Here is an 18,003-nt window from a genome sequence, read left to right on the forward strand (position 1 = left end):
CCAGCCTAATAATGTCAGTGGTCCCTGCGAGGCTTTTCTTATGGACGGCAATCAGGGAACGCAGCTGATCTGGACGGGCGCGCCAAGCGGCGGCACAGTTCCGGATGCTGCCGTGCCGGATGTCCGGCTGCGGGACCTGATCGATGTGGTGAGCTCCCTTCGGCCCGGTATTGAAAGCGCCGAATTTATCAACCAGTTGCGTGCCCTTGAGGACCTGAAGTCCGCGGCCGCCGCTGCGCAGGCCCGGATTGCCGTCGCGTTCGATGCCGCCCAGCGCAGCGCCGACGCGGCGGCAGGTGTGCCCGCCGAGGAACGCGGCCGCGGCGTCGGAGCTCAAATTGCTTTGGCCCGGAGGGAATCCCCCGCCCGCGGATCACGGCTGTTCGGCTTGGCGAAGGCGCTGGTGACCGAAATGCCACACACCCTCGCCGCCCTGGACACCGGCCAGTTCACCGAATGGCGGGCGACCCTGCTGGTGAAGGAAACAGCCTGCCTGTCCGCCGAGGACCGCTGCGCGGTGGACGAGGAACTGGCCGCCGACACCGGAACCTTCGACGGGGTGGGGGACAAGGCCATCATCGCGGCGGCCCGGGCCGCGGCTTACCGGCGGGACCCCCGTTCCGTGACCCAGCGCGCCAGCCACGCCGCCACCGAACGGCACGTGAGCCTGCGCCCGGCACCGGACACGATGACCTATCTGACCGCGCTTCTTCCGGTCGCGCAGGGCGTGGCCGTGCACGCGGCCCTGACCCGGCATGCAGACTCGCTGCGCTCCGGCGGGGACGCCCGGACCCGGGGACAGATCATGGCCGACGCCCTCGTCGAACGCACCACCGGCACCACCGCAGGGATCAGCGGTGTTGAAGTCCAGCTCGTCATGACCGACCGGACCCTTCTCCAGGGCGAGAGTGAACCGGCCCGCCTGCCGGGCTACGGGATCGTGCCCGCCGGCTGGGCGAGGGAACTCCTCACCGGGAACCACGGCACAGCCGCGCCCGGCCGGCTCGGGAACGAGCACGCCGCGCCCGGCCAGCCCGCACTTGGTGGACCGCGTCCCGGCCAGTCCGGCCAGGACCGGGCCTTCAAGGTCTGGCTGCGGCGTCTCTTCACCGCCCCCGGAACCGGAGACCTTGTCGCCGCCGATTCCCGGGCCCGGCTCTTCCCGGCCGGCTTGCGGCGCTTCATCCAAGCCCGCGACGACACCTGCCGAACCCCCTACTGCGACGCACCGATCAGGCACTTCGACCACATCATCCCCTGGCACGACGGAGGACCCACCAGCCTGGCCAACGGCGCGGGCCTGTGCGAAGCCTGCAACCACACCAAGGAACTCCCCGGCTGGACAGCACGAACCCACCCCGGCACACGGCATGTCCTCGACATCCGCACCCCCACCGGACACACCTACCGATCAACAGCCCCACCCCTGCCAGGAACCCATGTGAATGGAGACCCGCCCGTCATGGCTGCGCACTATTTCGGGGACCTGTTTCGCGGGCGCCACCAACGCGAACTACGCCAGTCAGCCTAGGCCTGCGCAAACCCACCGGAAGGATCGTAGGCTCAAGCTATGGACAGCAGGAGCAGCCACAGCATCAGCTTGTCCTGCATGCTTGATTCGGGTGCAAACCTGACAGTGGATGGCGCACTTGCCACCGAGCTTGAAGCACGCGGCTGCGATTTGGACGATCCGCTATGGTCGGCCAAGGTCCTTTTGGAACAACCTCAGCTGATCAAGCAGGTACATCGCGACTATTTCGACGCCGGCGCCGAAATCGCCATCACGTCGAGCTATCAAGCCCTGCCCCAGGGATTTGCCCGGCGCGGCATTGCCGAGGCGGAAGCCTTGGAGCTAGTGGCCTTAAGCGTTCGCTTGGCGGACGAGGCTCGGAGCGAGCACTTGGCGGAAAACCCGGGGGCTGGGCCCTTGCTGATTGCCGGATCTATCGGTCCCTATGGCGCCTTTCTCGCCGACGGTTCAGAATATCGGGGCGACTACGTCCTCACCCAGCGCGAGTTCAAGGAGTTCCACCGGCCCCGCATTGCGGCGCTTGTGGAGGCCTCGGTGGACCTGCTCGCCTGTGAAACGCTGCCGTCCTTCGCGGAGGCTGAGGCCCTTTTGGCGCTCGTGGAAGAGTTCGACGTCGAATCCTGGTTCTCCTTCACGCTTCGGGACGGCGGACACATCAGCGACGGCACGCCCCTTGCTCGGGTGGCGGCGCTTTGTGGAACCCAGCCGCGTGTGGCGGCGATCGGCGTGAATTGCGTGCCGTTGAACTTGGTCTCCCCGGCGCTTGAGGCCCTGCGCAATGCCACGGACAAGCCGCTGCTCGCGTACCCGAACTCGGGCGAAAGTTACGACGCCGTCACCAAGACGTGGGGACCTGTCGCCGGGGCAAGGGCCGGGGGTCCGTCGAGCCTCGCCGATGGGGTTGGCGCCTGGCGCGACCTCGGGGCCCGCCTCATTGGCGGGTGCTGCCGGACGACGCCGCGGGATATCGCTGACGTGGCAAGGTTGTCGATGAAGCCCTAGTGCACAGATCCAGCTAGTGCACAGATCCAGCTAGAACGTGCCGCCTCCTGTTTCGCCCAGCGGGTACTCGCGCTGGAGTTGGGCAACTTTGGGGTCGTCCTCGTCAGCTCCGTAGTCCGAGTTCCGGGTGATGTCCTTCCCGTCGGGGAGTTTCATTGCGCGGAACACCAGCGACAGGACGGCAGCAACAATGAGGTTGATGGCAAACGCTACGACCGCGATGTAGACCTGCACGTTGGTGCCTGGGATGGGGGCGATGGAACCACCGAAGTTCGCCTTCGTCACTGGATTGACCACGTTGTACGCCGCGACGGTTCCGTAGATGATGCCGGCTACCCAACCTGCGAAGAGCGCCCAGCGGTGGAACCATCGGGTGTAGAGCCCTGCCACGATCGCCGGGAAGGTCTGCAGGATCCAGATACCACCGAGGAGCTGCATATTGATGGCGGCCGACTGGTCCATCGCGATCACGAAGATCAGCGCCCCGAACTTCACTACGAGCGAGGCGATTTTGGAGACCTTCGCTTCCTGCCGCGGGTCGGCGTCGGGCCGAATCAGGTCGCGGTAGATATTGCGGGTGAACAGGTTGGCGGCAGCGATCGACATGATTGCGGCCGGGACCAAGGCGCCGATTGCGATAGCCGCCAGAGCGATCCCTGCAAACCATGCGGGGAAATTATCCAGGAACAACTGGGGAACCACCAATTGCGGATTGACTGCACCGTTCAGGTCAATGGGCTTGGTGCCCGCAGAGATTGCCGCGTAACCCAGGAGGGCAAGGAATCCCAGCATGAGCGAGTACAGCGGAAGGACCGCGGCGTTCTTGCGGATGGTGTTCCTGCTCTTGGTCGCCAGGACTCCGGTGACCGAGTGCGGGTACATGAACAGCGCCATCGCCGAGCCAAGAGCCAGCGTCCAGTACGCCGAATAGCTGGCGGCACCCGGAATGAAGACGCCGGCCGGCTTGCCTGTGGCCGGACTGATGGCGTCGAGTTTCGTCTGGGCTGCACCAAAGATGTTGTCCCAGCCGCCGAACTTGATCGGCAGGTAGATCACAGCAACGATGACGGCGAGGTAGATCAACAGATCCTTCACGACGGCGATAAGCGCCGGCGCCCGAAGGCCCGAGGTGTAGGTGTAAGCGGCCAAGACCACGAAGGCGATGATCAGCGGCAAGTCAGTCAGCAGCACATTCTCCGCGCTGCCGAGGCCCAGCACGGTGAGCACCGCCTTGATGCCAACCAGTTGCAGCGCAATGTAGGGCATGGTCGCGACAATGCCTGTGAGGGCCACCGCAACCGTCAGTGCCCTGCTGCCGTAGCGCCCGCCCACGAAGTCAGCCGGCGTGACGAACCCATGACGGTGCGAGACCGACCACAGACGGCTCATCAACAGGAACACGATCGGGTAGAGCACGATCGTGTACGGCACCGCGAAGAATCCGCTCACGGCACCGGTTGCCCACATTGCCGCCGGCACGGCCACGAAGGTGTAAGCCGTGTAGAGGTCCCCGCCCAGGAGGAACCACGTGACCCAGGTTCCAAAACCGCGGCCCCCGAGGCCCCACTCATCGAGACTGTGCAGGCCCGTCTCCTTGCCAGCGCGCCAACGCGCCGCGAAGAAGCCCAGCACCGCCACCAGGATAAAGAGGACGACGACGACGGTGAGCGCAACGCCGTTGACTGGCCGATCCGCTGTGGTCGCCAGCGGGACGGTGAGCGCGCTCATTGTTCCTGCTCCTCAGTGCGTGCGCCCCGCGCTGCCTCGCGGCGACGGCGGTCCTCCTTGGTCACCAGCCGGTAGGAGACGCCCACCATGCCCGCAGTGATCGGAACCCAGAGCATTTGGTACCAATAGAAGAACGGCATGCCAGCTAACCGGGGCTGATCAATCGAATACGCCGGAACGAACAGCGGAACCAGAATGGCGATTGCTAGCAGGATTCCGGCCGCAATATACGGGCCGGGCCTTGCCGGCCCCCGGGTCGGCACATCGGGAGTTGACATGGACGCCTCCTCATAGAGACGGCCCCCGGAGCGGGATGGGCTTCCCGGGACTTGCCGGTGGCCTGATGGACCGCAAATGTACCGGTCCATCAACAGAATAGATTCTGGATTAATTCTTTGACAGGGGAAGTGGCCCACGCATTTTCGCCAGGTAGTCCTGGTGCCGGCCGGCACTGTCGGGAGCGCCGCCGTCGTCGTTGTCTGAGAGGGCAGGACCCGCACGGCGGACCCCGCCTGTTTGTCATTCGTCTTGATTTGAGCTGATAGTATCCGTGACGTCCGCTCCTGCGGGCGTTTGGTGGCAGGCGCGGGTCTCTTCCGTTGCCAAAACGGAAGGAAATTCCAATGAACGCGTCGATCCCGCGCGCTCCCAAGCGGCAGAATCCCGTTCGGCGCGGTATCCGGAAGGGCATGGCCGGGTATGTAGCTCTTCTCGTGGCGGGCATCGTTCTCGGCGCGCCTGGAGCAGGCGCCGCTTCCGCGACGACTACCCCATCTCCATCCCCGTCCGCGACGTCAAGTACCTCGAATGACCACGCGATGGGTTCAACGATCCGCAGTCATGAGCCCACCGCGCCAATGCGGATGTCTGCCCAGGCCGTAGCGCCCGCTTCGGTAGCTTCCGGCGTGCCGGGAATGGATGTCAGCAGCCACCAAGGCGATGTGGATTGGCACACCGCGGCCACGAATGGCGCCAAGTTCGCCTATGTCAAGGCGAGCGAGGGAACTGGCTACGCCAACCCGTACTTCGCAACCCAATATGCGGGATCCGCAAACGCCGGACTCCTGCACGGCGCATACCATTTCGCGCTGCCGGACCCTTCGTCGTCCGGAGCGGACCAAGCCAGCTACTTTCTGCAGAGCGGCGCGGCTTGGACCCCGGACGGGAAGACCCTCCCTGCCTTGCTGGACTTGGAACCCAATCCCTATGGAAGCGAATGCTACGGATTGAGCCAAGGTGAGATGGTGAATTGGATCTCCGATTTCGCCACGACCATCCTCTCCCGGACCGGGCGCCTGCCTGCCATTTACACTTCCACCAGTTGGTGGACTGACTGTACCGGAGGCGCGGCCGGATTCGGGAACCACCCCCTGCATCTCTCGTCCTGGGCGACTGACCCCGGACCGCTACCGGCCAGTTGGCCGGACTACACCTTGTGGCAGAACTCCGATTCAGGCATCTTTCCCGGCGACCAGGACGTCTTCAACGGCACACTCACCCAGCTGGCCGACTTCGCTACCAACCCGGGCCCCATCTTCTCGGATATTTCCGGTGATCCGTTCACGACTGAAATCAACTGGCTCGGGTCCCGTGGCATCTCCACTGGGTGGACCGAAACCGACGGGTCCAGGAACTACAACCCCCTGACGGCGGTAGCCCGGGACGCAATGGCCGCCTTCATGTACCGCCTGATGGGCAGCCCGGCGTTCGCCCCTCCGGCGACATCGCCATTCACGGACGTTGCCACGAACAATCCGTTCTACAAGCAGATCACCTGGCTCGCACACAACGGCATCAGTACCGGCTGGACGGAAGCCAACGGAAGCAAAACCTACCGGCCATATCTGGCGGTCAACCGTGACGCCATGGCAGCTTTCATGTACCGCCTCGCGGGTAGCCCGGCCTTCACAGCGCCGGCGACTTCACCATTCACCGACGTCGCTACTGACAACCCGTTCTACAAGCAGATCACCTGGCTCGCAAACAGCGGCATCAGCACGGGTTGGACCGAGTCCGATGGAAGCAAGACCTATCGTCCGTATCTAGCTGTCAATCGGGATGCGATGGCGGCGTTCATGTACCGGTACAACACAAAGTTCGGGACGACGCACTAAGCGCGAGGCTTTCTGTGAGCGAAACAGCGGAGGCGGCCACCCTCCTAGCCGTTTTGAGTAGCTGCCGAAAACATCTCATCGATCGCCTTGGCCAGCTCCGGCGTGTGGTCTAGGAAGCCCATGTGTCCGCCAGGCACAGTCCGGCGACTGATGCCAGCATGGGAAGCTATCCACTCGGCGGCTTCTACGAAGAAAGGTGCTGTCTGCTCGGCACTGAGCACGGCCAGTGGCACGGTCAGTTCTGCCAAGGCTGCCGGTTCGGGCCGCCAAGACGCAAAGGCACCGAACTCCCCTTCAAGCAGGACCCTGGCGTTGTTCCGGAGTGCTTCGAAGAAGTCTGGCGGCAGGAGGGCAGCGGCATCCCCTGCCGCGAACCTGATGAAGGCCTCGGCTCCGCCGGCGAGCCCTCCGTCTTCCGTGCCGGCTGCAATAACAGGTTGCACTGTGGCCATGGCGTCATTGGGGTTGGCCAGAACGCCCATGAGGGCTGGTTCGTGCAGGACTGCCCCGGAAAAGAGCTTGGGAGCCTTCAGGACGGCAGCCAGCGTTATCAGTGCCCCGGTGCTGTTTCCAAACACAACGCATGGCTGGGTCCCGAGCGCCTCCAGTAGGGCAACAACGTCGGCGGCGTGCTGCTCAACCGAGGTCTTCTCCCAATCCTCTTGCCGGGGGCTGCGAGCATTGTTCCGACGGTCATAGGAGATGACCTTATGGTTTTCGGCCAATAGCCGGGCCAGATCGGAGTACTGCCGGGCGTCACCGGCGGCGCCGGGAACCAAGAGGACTGGAGACCCGTGGCCTGATACCTCAACGTGAATTGTGGTGCCGTTGGTCTCTACCAAGGCTGTCCCTTCAATGGTGCGCATCGTCTTCACCCTTCCGATCGCTGTTATCCTTCCCTTTCATTGGACGCCCGGATGACCTCCGGCGTCCAAGACGGCTATGGACTCGGACGATCACAAATTTTTATGATGGGACATGGAGATCCGCCAACTCCGGCGATTCCTTGTGTTGGCCGAGGAACTGCACTTCGGCAAAGCCGCCGTCAGGCTCCACATCGCCCAGCCCGCGCTGAGCCAGGAACTCAAGGCTTTGGAAAAATCGCTCGGGCTCAGGCTCCTCGACCGAACACACAACCACGTTTCGCTCACAGATGCCGGCCGCCGCCTTCAAGAGGAAGCGGAGCACATCATTCAAGCTCACGATGCCGCGTTGACAGCAATGGAAGAGATCCGCAGTCCTCAGCGCGGCGCGCTCAAACTGGGCGTAGCCGTAGGGGTGGCATACCCGCTGCTTGCAGCCCTGCTCAGCGGTCTTGGTACGGACGGGGCCGGGCCGGAAGTAGACATCAAAGCCGCGGCGGCGAGGGAAGGGGTCTTGAAACTTCTTGACGGGGAATTTGATGCGGTCTTCATTCATGCAGTGCCACCCCGAGATGAACGCCTAGGGGTGCTGACCTTGGAGACGGAACCTATGGGTGTGGCTGTTCCGTCGGGTAGCCCGCTGGCAAGCTTGACGGCGATCAGTCCCACGGATCTAAACGGCCAGGCATTGATCTGGTTGCAGCGCGACGGCGACCCCGACGTTCGCGAGCATGTACTGGGTTTGATGATGGACGGCGGCATGATCCCTGGCCCACACCGCTGGTCGCCAAGTATTGCAACCAGCATGAGCCTGGTGGCTGCCGGGCTTGGTGTGTCCTTAAAAACGCCGCATCAGGTGGTGCCCGGTGATCCGCCCGGCGTCGTGTGGCGCCCGTTTGCCGGAGTGTCCTATCCTGTGCCCACGGTATTGGTCTGGCTTCGGAACGACGCCTCGCCCCTGACCACTCAGCTGGTGGCCCATGCTAGGTTGCACGTGGCTAAGCCAGCGTAGGCAATGCTTCCCGAGGCGCCAGTCAGCCCTCCAGCTCACCTCGCCGGAACCGTAATTCCCGCAGGGCACCTCGGAGCGGCGACCCGGTGAACGAGAGGTCCTCCAACTTGACCTTTCCAGAAGCTGACAGGGCCAATGCATTGGCGGCGGTGGCAGCGCGTTGTGGCAAGCCGAGGGCCGCGGCAAAATCGGCCCAGTGCTTCGCCTTGAGGTTTTTGGTTTTCCCGGACACCGGCAACGCGAGCGAGTCGTCTCCGTACAGCAAGGTGCATGGAATGTCGTAGATCGGGGCCATGACGAATCTTCCCTGCCGGCCCGCGAGGATCGATAGATTCTTGGCATGGAGGTCGCCGTTCCCGGTCAGCCAAGCAAAGACAAACTGCAGGTACAGATTGCGGCTCGCCACGAGTGGGGCTTTGCACCGCCCGGCCAGCGCAGCAGAGACGTCCTCCGATGTCACCGAATACTTGGAAGCCGGTGGCAGGCCCATGACCTGGGCTCCGTCCTCCATGGGCAAGCGCACCCAGATGTGGTCCTTGTCCCGGACACGGTCGAAGCGTTCCACTAGCAACCCAGGCAACCCGTGCATGTCGGTGATGATGCGGCTCTTCGCTACAGGGATCTTGAGGTCCTTGGCGGCGGAGAGATGCACCGCTTCATTCGCTAGCAAGTGTGCATGGTTGGGCGGGTCGAGTTTGAGTAGGTACCGTTGACCTCTGAGTGACAGCGGCGTGGTCAGCATGGAGGCGCTTGCCTTGTCTTGGATGCCGGGGATGGCATGGCGGTCCACTGCGCTGGCAAGTGCTGCGAAGTCCAGTTCCTCGGGCCTGGACGTGTCGGCCAGGGGTGCCGGTTCCACTGGAATTTCGCCGGCAGGGACCACTTGGACGTCCCCGGGGGCATCGGCTCCGACTGCGAGCAGGAGGGTGAGTTCGTCGTCTAGGCTGGTTTTGGTGGCGTCCCTGAGCACGCTAAGCCGGTGCCCCTCGGGGAGCAGGCCGGCGAAGAACGGCGGAAGGGCGCCGGCGGGAGTCTCCACGGAAATCTCCGTCAAGGGCAAGGAACTGGCAACGGCGGGCCGGCCGGAAGCCAGGTACTCCGCCACGTAGGAAAAAATGACCCCGCCGTGGTCAGTGCGGGCAAGCCGGCCCGCCAGGACACCGCCTTTGTGAACGTCCGCTGCACGGACGAACTTCAACTCCTGAAAGTCCTCGACCATTAGCCCGCCGCCATGTGCAGGCCTACGGCGTTCGCTACTGCCACGACGGCCCCTAGCGAAGGATTTCCGGTGGCCGTCTCAATCGCCCGCACGGTCCTTTCGGAGGTCCCGGCAAGGTCGGCAAGGTCTGCTTGCGTGATTCCGGCCTCTTTGCGTGCATTCCGTATGGTGGCCGCAATGGCCGCTAGGTCTTCCACGAGTCTCCGATGATCCGGCACGATGTTGCCGATTTGGCTATTTCTTAGATCCATTCTGAACCAATATGCCAAAATCGGCAAGATGCTGCCGAAAGTGATGATTTAGGCTGCTATGGGACAGCCTAAGCGCCGTTTCGGCAAGATCCTGCCGATTTCTACATGAAGATTGGATCGCGGAAACGCCAACCAGCTACGTCCCCGCGAGCCATTCCGGCTCGAAGTCCGGATGGTCCGAGTAGGGCAGCGCGAGGGCATTCAACGATTTCGTGGTCCATTCGATCGATTCCGGGATCCACTGCGGGGTATCCCCAAGCGTGCCGCGAACCATCGTGGCCAGGGCCGTCTGCCGTGCGGATTCCACGATGCTGAGCAGCCTTCTCTTGGATTCGCATTCCAGGAGAAGGCGTCGCTCGTACCATTTGCCCGCTTCGGAGACGGAACGGTCGCCCAGGAGTTTCCGCGCCGCAGCCTCGTCCTCATTCAGGCGGTCAGAGAGGAAATCGACGATATCCACAAATTGAGCGTACGCGCCCCCCGCGGCCGCGGAAATGCCTGCTACCGCTAAGCGGGGTCCGCTTGCTTTTCGCGCTGGCGCTCGACGGCGGCTGTGGCCCCGGGGGCCGCAGCGGCGGCCGCGGCTCGGGCTGAAGCCGGGACGGGCGCAGCGGCAACCGGGATGTTGACGTGGGGGAGGACAGCGGCGTGCGGGAGGGCGTTGAAGTGGCTCCGGGACATGCCACCGAATTCGTAGGCCGTCTCGGCGTGCTCGGACAAGTCCACCCCGGCGAGCTCCGCCTCGTGGCTGACCCGGAAACCAACGGTCTTGTGGATGACCAGGCCAATGATTGCCGTCATGATTCCGGACACTGCAAGGGTGACAAGAATGGCGACGATCTGCGCCACGAGCTGCTGGAGTCCGCCGCCGTAGAACAATCCTCCACCCTTGCCGTTCACCGGCAGCGCGATGAATCCGAGGGCGAGCGTTCCGACAAGCCCGCCACCGAGGTGGACGCCCACGACGTCGAGGGAGTCGTCGAAGCCGAACTTGTGTTTCAGGTCGACAAACACGGCGCAGGCAGCTCCAGCCACCAGTCCCAGGCCAAGGGCTGCGGCGGGAGCCACGTTGGCACAGGCCGGAGTAATAGCCACGAGGCCGGCAACGACGCCGGATGCGGCACCCAAGGATGTGGGGTGGCCGTGCCGGATCTTCTCGGTGACCAACCAGCTGAGCATGGCCCCCGCTGGGGCAACAAGGGTGTTGACCCAGATCAAGCCGGCCTGCGCCGACGTCGTGGCCGCGCCGGCGTTGAAGCCGAACCAGCCGAACCACAGGAGGCCGGCGCCAAGCATGATGAAGGGGAGGTTGTGCGGGCGGTGGTTCGGGTCTTTTCCAAAGCCGTGGCGCTTGCCCAGAATCAATGCCAGGACAAACGCGGCGGCGCCGGAGCTGATTTCCACCACTGTGCCACCGGCGAAGTCGATCACCTGGCCGAAGACCGAACTGATGGCTCCGCCGGGGCTCAGGAGGCCGCCGCCCCAGACCATGAAAGCCAAGGGGCAGTACACGAGGGTGATCCAGATGGGGACGAAGATGACCCAGGAAGTGAATTTGGCGCGATCGGCAATGGCGCCGCTGATCAGGGCCGCGGTGACGATAGCGAAGGTAGCGCTGAAGCCGAGCTTGATGAGATCGGTGGAACCGACCAGGTCCGCCGAGCCGAAGCTGCTGAACGGATTGCCGAATATCCCCAGGACACTCTTCCCGCTGATCATCGAGTAGCCCCACAGGATCCACACGGCGCCTACGATGCCGGCGGAGATGAAGCTCATCATGATCATGTTGAGGGAGGCCTTGGCCCGGGTCATGCCACTGTAGAAGAGGCCGAGTGCCGGGGTCATGAGCAGTGCAAGTGCCGCCGACACCATCACCCAAACGTTTTCCGCAGTGATATTCACGTGCGCTTCCCTTCTGATCGGAATGCCGTAGCAGGGCCGCCGCAGCGTCGCCCCGTTCTTCCCCCGCCCAATATTTCCGGTCCCGTGTTTCAAGCAATGCGAGGAAAAATTGCGGGGACGTTACATAACTTGGCTTGGCGTGAAGAACGCATGACGGGAGTGTTTCGGGAATGTTAACGCCGCCTCCGCACGGCCGCGAGGCCGCCCGGAGCGGGCACCCATGATCCCCGTGATTCCGCGGAATCCATGGTGGAAGAAGGTGAAAACCTTCCACGCGGACGGAAATCCGGACATTTCTTCCACGTGAACGGCGGCTCACCGCAAGCAAAGGGGATGTTTCAGCCGAACGCTGGCGCGTCACGGCCTCCGCGCGCACACTTAGCCTGTGAAGCCGTTTCTCCTGCTCGCGTCTCGTGCCGAAGACGCCGCCGCCGAGGAAGAGTACCAGGCGTATCTTCGTTTTGGAGGGCTTGCTCCCGAGGAGCTGCAACGCATTCGAATGGAGGCGGCGCCTCTCCCGCCGTTCGAGCTCTCCGACTATTCAGGCGTGATTGTGGGTGGCAGCCCCTTCACTTCGAGCGATCCACCAGAGCACAAGAGCCTGGTACAGAAACGGGTGGAGAAGGAACTCGCGCAGCTGCTGGACAGGATTGTTGCCGCCGACTTTCCCTTTCTGGGGGCCTGCTATGGGGTCGGAACCCTGGGGCTTCACCAGGGGGCGGTTATCGACCGTACCTACGGTGAAGGACTCGGCGGGGTAACCATCAAACTCACAGCGGAGGGCCTCCAAGACCCGCTCCTTCAAGGCATGTCCGAGCGCTTTGTCGCCTTTACGGGCCATAAGGAAGCCTGCACGGTCCTGCCTGGGAACGCGGTGCTACTCGCCGGTTCGGCCGCCTGCCCGGTACAGATGTTCCGGGTCAAGAGGAACCTTTACGCCACACAGTTCCATCCGGAGCTCGACGCCGAGGGGCTCGTCACCCGGATCGACACCTACCGCTACGCAGGATACTTCCCGCCAGATGCCGCGGAACAGCTGATGGCGGATGCCCGCAAGTTCAGGGCGACCGAACCGATGAAGATCCTCAAGAACTTTGTCCGCCGATACTCCATTCCTCAATAACGTCGGAGGGATGAAGCACAATGGGCGCATGACCTTTGCAAACGTGGGAAGTCTCGGCACGAAACCCGGCCAACGCGACGCCGTCGTCGCTATCCTGCTCAGACCGAAACCGGAGCTCCGGGGCGCGGGCTGCTTGCTCTACGAGGTGGGCGTCAACGAAGAATCACCGGACACCGTCTTTGTCTGCGAGCTTTGGGAATCGGCTGAAGCGCACCAAGGATCGCTGCAGCTGGACACCGTCCGGGCCGCCATAGCTGAGGCAATGCCGATGCTGTCCGGAGAGATGGGCGGCACCCGCTTCACAGTATTGGGCTCACCCATCCGCGACGCCTGATATTCACCCAGGCGACACGTTGCTGACGGACAGGATTTTCATAGCTCTTACATAGCTGCAGTAGCTACGGTTGCTTCATTATGGAAGAGCAAGAGCCCCGTCGTCCCGGCCAAGGGTCCGGACGAAAGAGAAGTCGGTGGAACCGCTGGAGTCCCCGCCGACGTCGATCGGCCTTGCTGACAGCCTTCGCGGCCATTCTGGCCCTGACCCTGACGGCCACGGTCTATTCAGCTGCGCACGCCCGCTCCGCTTCCGATTTCGTCTCGGCCCCGACGGCTCCCGCGGATGGCCCGGCGGCGGCCGAGCCAACGACGGCGGCAACCCCGACGACGGCGGCTGCCGCTCCCACCCCGGCTACCGCTGCTACCCCGGTGGCCCCTGCTACCCCCGTGGCCGCCGCACCAGCCCCGACGGCGGCAGGAACTGTGACCCCCGCGCTTGATGCCCAAATCAATGCGATCATCGACGCCAACAACGGGTACCAGATCGGCGTCGCACTGATTGATCTGTCTGATGGATCGACGCACCAATACGGGGTTCAGGAGCCGTTCGAGGCAGCAAGCACTGCCAAGGTCCTGTCGGCTGTTGCGTACTACCACCTGGTCGAAACAGGCGCAGCGTCCCTTGACGATCCCTTGGGGGACTACACCTCCGGGTTCCAAATAAAGGAAATGATCCAGGATAGCGACAACGATTCGTGGTCCTTGATCATGGACACCATAGGCCACCCGGAGTTGCAGGCTTACGCCACGTCGATCGGGATCAGCTATGACCCGGAGAACAACACCCTGACTCCAGGCGAAATGGCCAGCATCATGGCCGGCCTCTATAACGGGAAGCTCTTGGACCAACAGGACACAGCGCAGTTGTTGTCCTACATGCAGAACACCAACTACGAATCACTCATCCCCGCCGCAGTGCCGGCCGGAATCACTGTTTTCCATAAGTACGGACTGCTCGACGACGAACTCCACGACGCCAGCATCCTCACCAACGGGACCAACTCCTACGCGTTCGTGGTCTACACCAAGGGCCAGGACGAGAGTGATATCCCCGCCCGCACCGACATCTTCCACCAGCTCACCCAGGCTGTGGTAGGCGGCCTGTTCTAGAAGGACTTGGCCATACCTTCAGAACAACGACGCCGGCCGTGCAGTCAGACTGACTGTACGGCCGGCGTCGTTGTTCCCTTTGGGCGCTGAGCGCCTGTCGCGATGCTTGCTATAGATACCTCCCTTCTACATAGGATCCGGCCAATTGCCGATGATTCGGCCGGTTGATGTCTTCGTGGCACAGATTGCGTCTTGCATGGTCTTCTCCTGACTGAAACTTGGTCTTGCGCTGTTTAGCGCAGGTGGTCGTGCCTGCCATGAGGCAGGGGCGACCTGTTCAGTCGGGAGTTGACCCCGGGTCGAATGCAGGTTCGGCTGCGGGGGCTTGCCCGCCATCGGGGACGGGGGCGGTGTGGAAGGGCGGTGCCAGTGCACGCTGTTCCGGGAGGTCTGCCGCGCCGTAGGCGGCCGAGCCGCCCTGCGATTCCGGCGTCGAGCCAGACTCTTGTTGGGGCGCGGCCGGAGGGACCTGTTTGCCGGGCGGAGGGCCTCCCGGAACCGGCGACATTTCCGTCGTCGCGAGCATTGCCGGGGGCAGGACAACAAGATCGGCCAGAAGGAATCCGGGGATGCTTGGGCTCGTTGCCGTTCCCCGTCCGGCGGCCGGCGAAAGCGTGCCGGTACGGAGGGATGTGGGATCAGCCGCCGCGAGTTCGCCGGTCCGAGCCATCAACGGAACGGCCGGGACTGCGCCGATTGGAAGGCCTATTCCCGGAGGGTCCAGGACACCAGGCAATGGCGGCAACGGCGGCAACGGCGGCAAGGCCGGCACTGAAGGCAGTTGCGGTACCGAAGGCAGCCCGGGCAATGCCGGAATTGTGCCGACCGCCGTATCAACCAAGGAACTCGTGGGATCGGTGAGCCCGGTGACAAGAGGAGCCACCGTAGAGCCCGACAGCTGGTTGAACACGGTTCCGGGAAGGGCAGTCACCTGCGTCGGACTTGGAATGACGGACGACAGGCTGTGGGCCACGGGCCCGATCGGATCGGGCAAGGGGGCCGGGGACAGCGAAACCGACGACAGCGGAACGGTCGTAACTGTGGAAACTGAGGGCGCGGCCGGGATCGCCGGCAGGACGTTTGTGGCTTGCGAAGGACCTGCGAGCCAAAGCGACCATGCCAATGCGCCGAAAACGGCAAGAAGGACAGGGCGTACCACGGAAAAGCCATGGCGCCCCAGAGACCCGGCCAAACACTCCACCTCCCCAGTGCGGTGTTTGGATATTAAGCTACGCCCGTCCGGGGCGGCAGTCCATAGCTAAGCAAGCTTAGCGCCCGAATTCGGGAAGCACGGTCAGGTGGACCGCGGCGTCGACATCGGGCCGCAGATCCCGGTCCTGGACGTCGGCGGGCAACGAAAGCCCGGCGTCGAAGGCCTTTCGGAACCGTGGACTCGCGAACTCTTCCCGTGTCCTGCCCTGCAGTCTGAGCGCCCGCGACGCGCAAAGGAGTTCGATGCCAACCACCGTTGAAAGCGCCCGCACGGTGGAATCCATGTGGGAGCTGGCCACGCTCGCGAAACTGGCATCTTCCTCGGCGCCCAGCGAGAGGACCACCGTTTGCAGGCTCACGGGCTGTGCATTGGCTCGGATTCGGCCCACCGCTGCCGCCGCCACGTATTCCAGCATCATGACGCCGGACTGGCCAGCGTCGTCGCCCGCAAGGAATCGGTGGAGCCCGGTGTACGCAGGATCGCACAGCAGGCTGATCCTCCGAAGGTTCGTTGCGCACGCCGCACCGATGGCCAATTGCAGGGCATCCATGCGGCGGGCGAGGCTGGTCATCTGGAACAGGCCGTGATGGGCTACTCCATTGCTGCCATCCTCCGCGGAACCGTACACCAGCGGGTTTTCATGACCGGCCACCACCAAACGCTCCAAAAGAGTGCCGAGCGCATCCAGCTCCTCCACCACTGAGCCGAGGGCCTGCGGCAGGGTGCGCAGGCAGTAGGGGTCCTGGATCCTCGCCGGTTCACCGCTTCCTTCCACGAGGCCGCGAAGCACCCCGGCCATCTCGGTGACTGCAGGCGAATCAGCTGCCCGGGCGACTTCAGGGCTCAATGCCTCGGGATTCCCGGACATTGCCGCGAACGACAGGGCACTCGCCGTGGTCAGGTTTTCCACGATTGTGGAGAGCCTTTGGTGGGCGAGTGCTGCCTGGGCGATCGTGAGCGCGCTGGAGCTGATGAATGGAAGCGCATCTTCGGTGGCCCACGTTTCCAGCGGTGCGGGGACCCGCCTGCCGTCCATCGTGGGGCGCTCGCCGAGGAGGGTGAGCGCCGTTCCCGCCAACGCGGGCAGGTCCGCGGTGCCGATTCCGCCGAATTCGCGCACCTCGGGCAAAGCGTCGGCGTTGAGCATGTCCACAACTGCGTCGGCCACGGACGGGTTGATGCCGGACGATCCCGCAGCAAGCTGGGAGAGCCTGATGACAAGCATCGCCCTGACGGTTTCCCGGTCAAGGACCCGTCCGGCGTCGACGGCGTGGCTGCGCAGGAGGTTCAAGCCGTGAACGTTGAGGTCCTTGTCCCCGGCATCCAGCGCCACCGAGCGGTTGGCCCCGACGCCGGTGGACCGCCCGTAGACGGGACGGGACAGCGCCGTCGCACGAGCGGACCGTTGGGATGCAGCCATCCGTTCAACGGCCGACGGCGCCAGCGTCACCTTTGTCCCGCCACCCGCCACGGCCGCGATGTCGCTCAGGTGCAGCCGGTTGCCGTCGATTTCGATCATGGGAGTGATTCTTTCTCATCGATTGCTCCGTAGGTGTCGTTTTGGTGGGTCAAAACGACGGTTACGGAGCAATCAATGTATTTAAGGGTTCATGGGGATGCGGACGCCGCGTTCGTGGGCGACTTCGATGGCGCGGTCGTAGCCGGCGTCGGCGTGGCGGATGACGCCCATGCCGGGGTCGTTGGTGAGGAGGCGTTCGAGTTTCTGCGCTGCGAGCTCGGTGCCGTCGGCGACGGAGACCTGGCCGGTGTGGATGGAGCGGCCGATGCCCACGCCGCCGCCGTGGTGGATGGAGACCCAGGTCGCGCCGGAGGACGCGGCGGTCAGGGCGTTCAGCAGGGGCCAGTCCGCGATCGCGTCGGAGCCGTCCTTCATGGACTCGGTCTCCCGGTAGGGGGAGGCCACGGAGCCGGAGTCCAGGTGGTCCCGGCCGATCACGATGGGGGCCTTGACCTTGCCCTCGGCGACGAGCTGGTTGAACAGCAGCCCGGCCTTGGCGCGTTCGCCGTAGCCCAGCCAGCAGATCCGGGCCGGGAGGCCTTCGAACTCGACGCGTTCGGCGGCGGCGTCGAGCCATTTGTGCAGGTGGGTGTTCTCCGGGAACAGTTCCTTGATCGCGGCGTCGGTCACGGCGATGTCCTCGGGGTCACCGGAGAGCGCGACCCAGCGGAACGGGCCCAGCCCTTCGCAGAACAGGGGCCGGATGTAGGCCGGGACGAAGCCGGGGAACTCGAACGCCCGGCCGTAGCCGCCCTTGCGGGCCTCGTCGCGGATCGAGTTGCCGTAGTCGAAGACCTCGGCCCCGGCGTCCTGGAACTCGACCATGGCCTGGACGTGCCGGGCCATGGAGGCCTGGGCTTTCTTCGTGAAGCCTTCCGGGTCCGCTTCGGCCTCGGTGTGCCACTCGGCCACGGTGATGCCTTCGGGCAGGTAGGAGAGCGGGTCGTGCGCGGAGGTCTGGTCGGTCACGACGTCGATGCTGATCTCCCCGGCCTTGTGGCGGGCGAGGAGTTCGGGGAAGACTTCGGCGGCGTTGCCCACGTAGCCCACGGACCAGCCGCGGCGCTCGGCCTTGGCGGC

Annotated in this window: 17 protein-coding genes; 7 read left to right on the forward strand and 10 right to left on the reverse strand. The window is 64.1% G+C overall.

Annotation, left to right across the window (positions count from 1 at the left end):
• Positions 1 to 40 precede the first annotated feature (40 nt).
• Both ACFVTG_RS10570 and mmuM read left to right on the forward strand, forming a co-directional pair.
• The gene (locus tag ACFVTG_RS10570) at positions 41 to 1,531 is read left to right on the forward strand and encodes an HNH endonuclease (RefSeq protein WP_390280183.1); all 1,491 of its coding nucleotides are present in this window, start codon (positions 41 to 43) and stop codon (positions 1,529 to 1,531) included.
• A 39-nt stretch (positions 1,532 to 1,570) separates the two neighbouring features.
• Positions 1,571 to 2,533, forward strand: a complete 963-nt coding sequence (gene mmuM, locus ACFVTG_RS10575; protein WP_390280185.1) for a homocysteine S-methyltransferase — start codon at positions 1,571 to 1,573, stop codon at positions 2,531 to 2,533.
• Positions 2,534 to 2,563: 30 nt separating this feature from the next.
• Here mmuM and mctP read toward each other — a convergent pair whose 3' ends face one another.
• A complete protein-coding gene (gene mctP / locus ACFVTG_RS10580) occupies positions 2,564 to 4,261 on the reverse strand; it encodes a monocarboxylate uptake permease MctP (RefSeq protein WP_390280187.1) in 1,698 nt (565 codons plus the stop codon).
• The gene (locus ACFVTG_RS10585; protein ID WP_284752988.1) at positions 4,258 to 4,539 is read right to left on the reverse strand and encodes a DUF3311 domain-containing protein; all 282 of its coding nucleotides are present in this window, start codon (positions 4,537 to 4,539) and stop codon (positions 4,258 to 4,260) included. The genes mctP and ACFVTG_RS10585 overlap by 4 nt, the downstream gene beginning before the upstream one ends.
• 345 nt (positions 4,540 to 4,884) lie before the next feature.
• On the opposite strand from ACFVTG_RS10585, the gene ACFVTG_RS10590 reads away from it, so the two are divergent.
• Entirely contained in the window at positions 4,885 to 6,375 is a 1,491-nt protein-coding gene (locus ACFVTG_RS10590; RefSeq protein ID WP_390280189.1) for a lysozyme, read from the forward strand.
• A 44-nt stretch (positions 6,376 to 6,419) separates the two neighbouring features.
• On the opposite strand, the gene ACFVTG_RS10595 is transcribed toward ACFVTG_RS10590, so the two are convergent.
• Positions 6,420 to 7,241, reverse strand: a complete 822-nt coding sequence (locus ACFVTG_RS10595) for an alpha/beta fold hydrolase (protein ID WP_390280191.1) — start codon at positions 7,239 to 7,241, stop codon at positions 6,420 to 6,422.
• A 112-nt stretch (positions 7,242 to 7,353) separates the two neighbouring features.
• On the opposite strand from ACFVTG_RS10595, the gene ACFVTG_RS10600 reads away from it, so the two are divergent.
• Positions 7,354 to 8,250: a LysR family transcriptional regulator gene (locus ACFVTG_RS10600; RefSeq protein WP_390280193.1), complete on the forward strand. Its 897-nt coding sequence runs from the start codon at positions 7,354 to 7,356 to the stop codon at positions 8,248 to 8,250.
• Between the two features lie 22 nt (positions 8,251 to 8,272).
• Here ACFVTG_RS10600 and ACFVTG_RS10605 read toward each other — a convergent pair whose 3' ends face one another.
• The 4 genes from ACFVTG_RS10605 to ACFVTG_RS10620 form a co-directional block, all read right to left on the reverse strand.
• A complete protein-coding gene (locus ACFVTG_RS10605) occupies positions 8,273 to 9,469 on the reverse strand; it encodes a type II toxin-antitoxin system HipA family toxin (protein ID WP_390280195.1) in 1,197 nt (398 codons plus the stop codon).
• Complete coding sequence (locus ACFVTG_RS10610) at positions 9,469 to 9,720, reverse strand: helix-turn-helix transcriptional regulator (RefSeq protein WP_390280197.1); 252 nt, start codon at positions 9,718 to 9,720, stop codon at positions 9,469 to 9,471. Before ACFVTG_RS10610 ends, ACFVTG_RS10605 begins: the two co-directional genes overlap by 1 nt.
• A gap of 136 nt (positions 9,721 to 9,856) precedes the next feature.
• Positions 9,857 to 10,180 carry a DUF6221 family protein gene (locus tag ACFVTG_RS10615; protein WP_284752993.1) on the reverse strand — a complete coding sequence of 108 codons (324 nt, stop codon included), beginning with the start codon at positions 10,178 to 10,180 and terminating at the stop codon, positions 9,857 to 9,859.
• 47 nt (positions 10,181 to 10,227) lie between these two features.
• Positions 10,228 to 11,622: an ammonium transporter gene (locus ACFVTG_RS10620; RefSeq protein WP_390280199.1), complete on the reverse strand. Its 1,395-nt coding sequence runs from the start codon at positions 11,620 to 11,622 to the stop codon at positions 10,228 to 10,230.
• 385 nt (positions 11,623 to 12,007) lie between these two features.
• Between ACFVTG_RS10620 and ACFVTG_RS10625 the strand changes: the two genes are divergently transcribed.
• From ACFVTG_RS10625 to ACFVTG_RS10635, 3 genes are all read left to right on the forward strand, one after another.
• Positions 12,008 to 12,745, forward strand: a complete 738-nt coding sequence (locus tag ACFVTG_RS10625) for a glutamine amidotransferase (RefSeq protein WP_284752995.1) — start codon at positions 12,008 to 12,010, stop codon at positions 12,743 to 12,745.
• Between the two features lie 28 nt (positions 12,746 to 12,773).
• A complete protein-coding gene (locus ACFVTG_RS10630; protein ID WP_284752996.1) occupies positions 12,774 to 13,079 on the forward strand; it encodes a putative quinol monooxygenase in 306 nt (101 codons plus the stop codon).
• A 173-nt stretch (positions 13,080 to 13,252) separates the two neighbouring features.
• Positions 13,253 to 14,191, forward strand: coding sequence for a serine hydrolase (locus ACFVTG_RS10635; protein ID WP_390280201.1), 939 nt, complete (start codon positions 13,253 to 13,255; stop codon positions 14,189 to 14,191).
• 277 nt (positions 14,192 to 14,468) lie between these two features.
• Here the strand turns inward: ACFVTG_RS10635 and ACFVTG_RS10640 are convergent, their stop codons facing one another.
• The 3 genes from ACFVTG_RS10640 to hutU all read right to left on the reverse strand — a co-directional run.
• Entirely contained in the window at positions 14,469 to 15,350 is an 882-nt protein-coding gene (locus ACFVTG_RS10640; RefSeq protein ID WP_390280203.1) for a hypothetical protein, read from the reverse strand.
• A gap of 109 nt (positions 15,351 to 15,459) precedes the next feature.
• A complete protein-coding gene (locus tag ACFVTG_RS10645; RefSeq protein WP_390280205.1) occupies positions 15,460 to 16,923 on the reverse strand; it encodes an aromatic amino acid ammonia-lyase in 1,464 nt (487 codons plus the stop codon).
• An 81-nt stretch (positions 16,924 to 17,004) separates the two neighbouring features.
• On the reverse strand, positions 17,005 to 18,003 hold a 999-nt coding region (gene hutU / locus ACFVTG_RS10650), incomplete at its 5' end, for a urocanate hydratase (RefSeq protein ID WP_390280207.1).

This window comes from Arthrobacter sp. NPDC058127, assembly GCF_042884555.1.
In the GTDB taxonomy this organism is placed as follows: Bacteria; Actinomycetota; Actinomycetes; order Actinomycetales; family Micrococcaceae; genus Arthrobacter.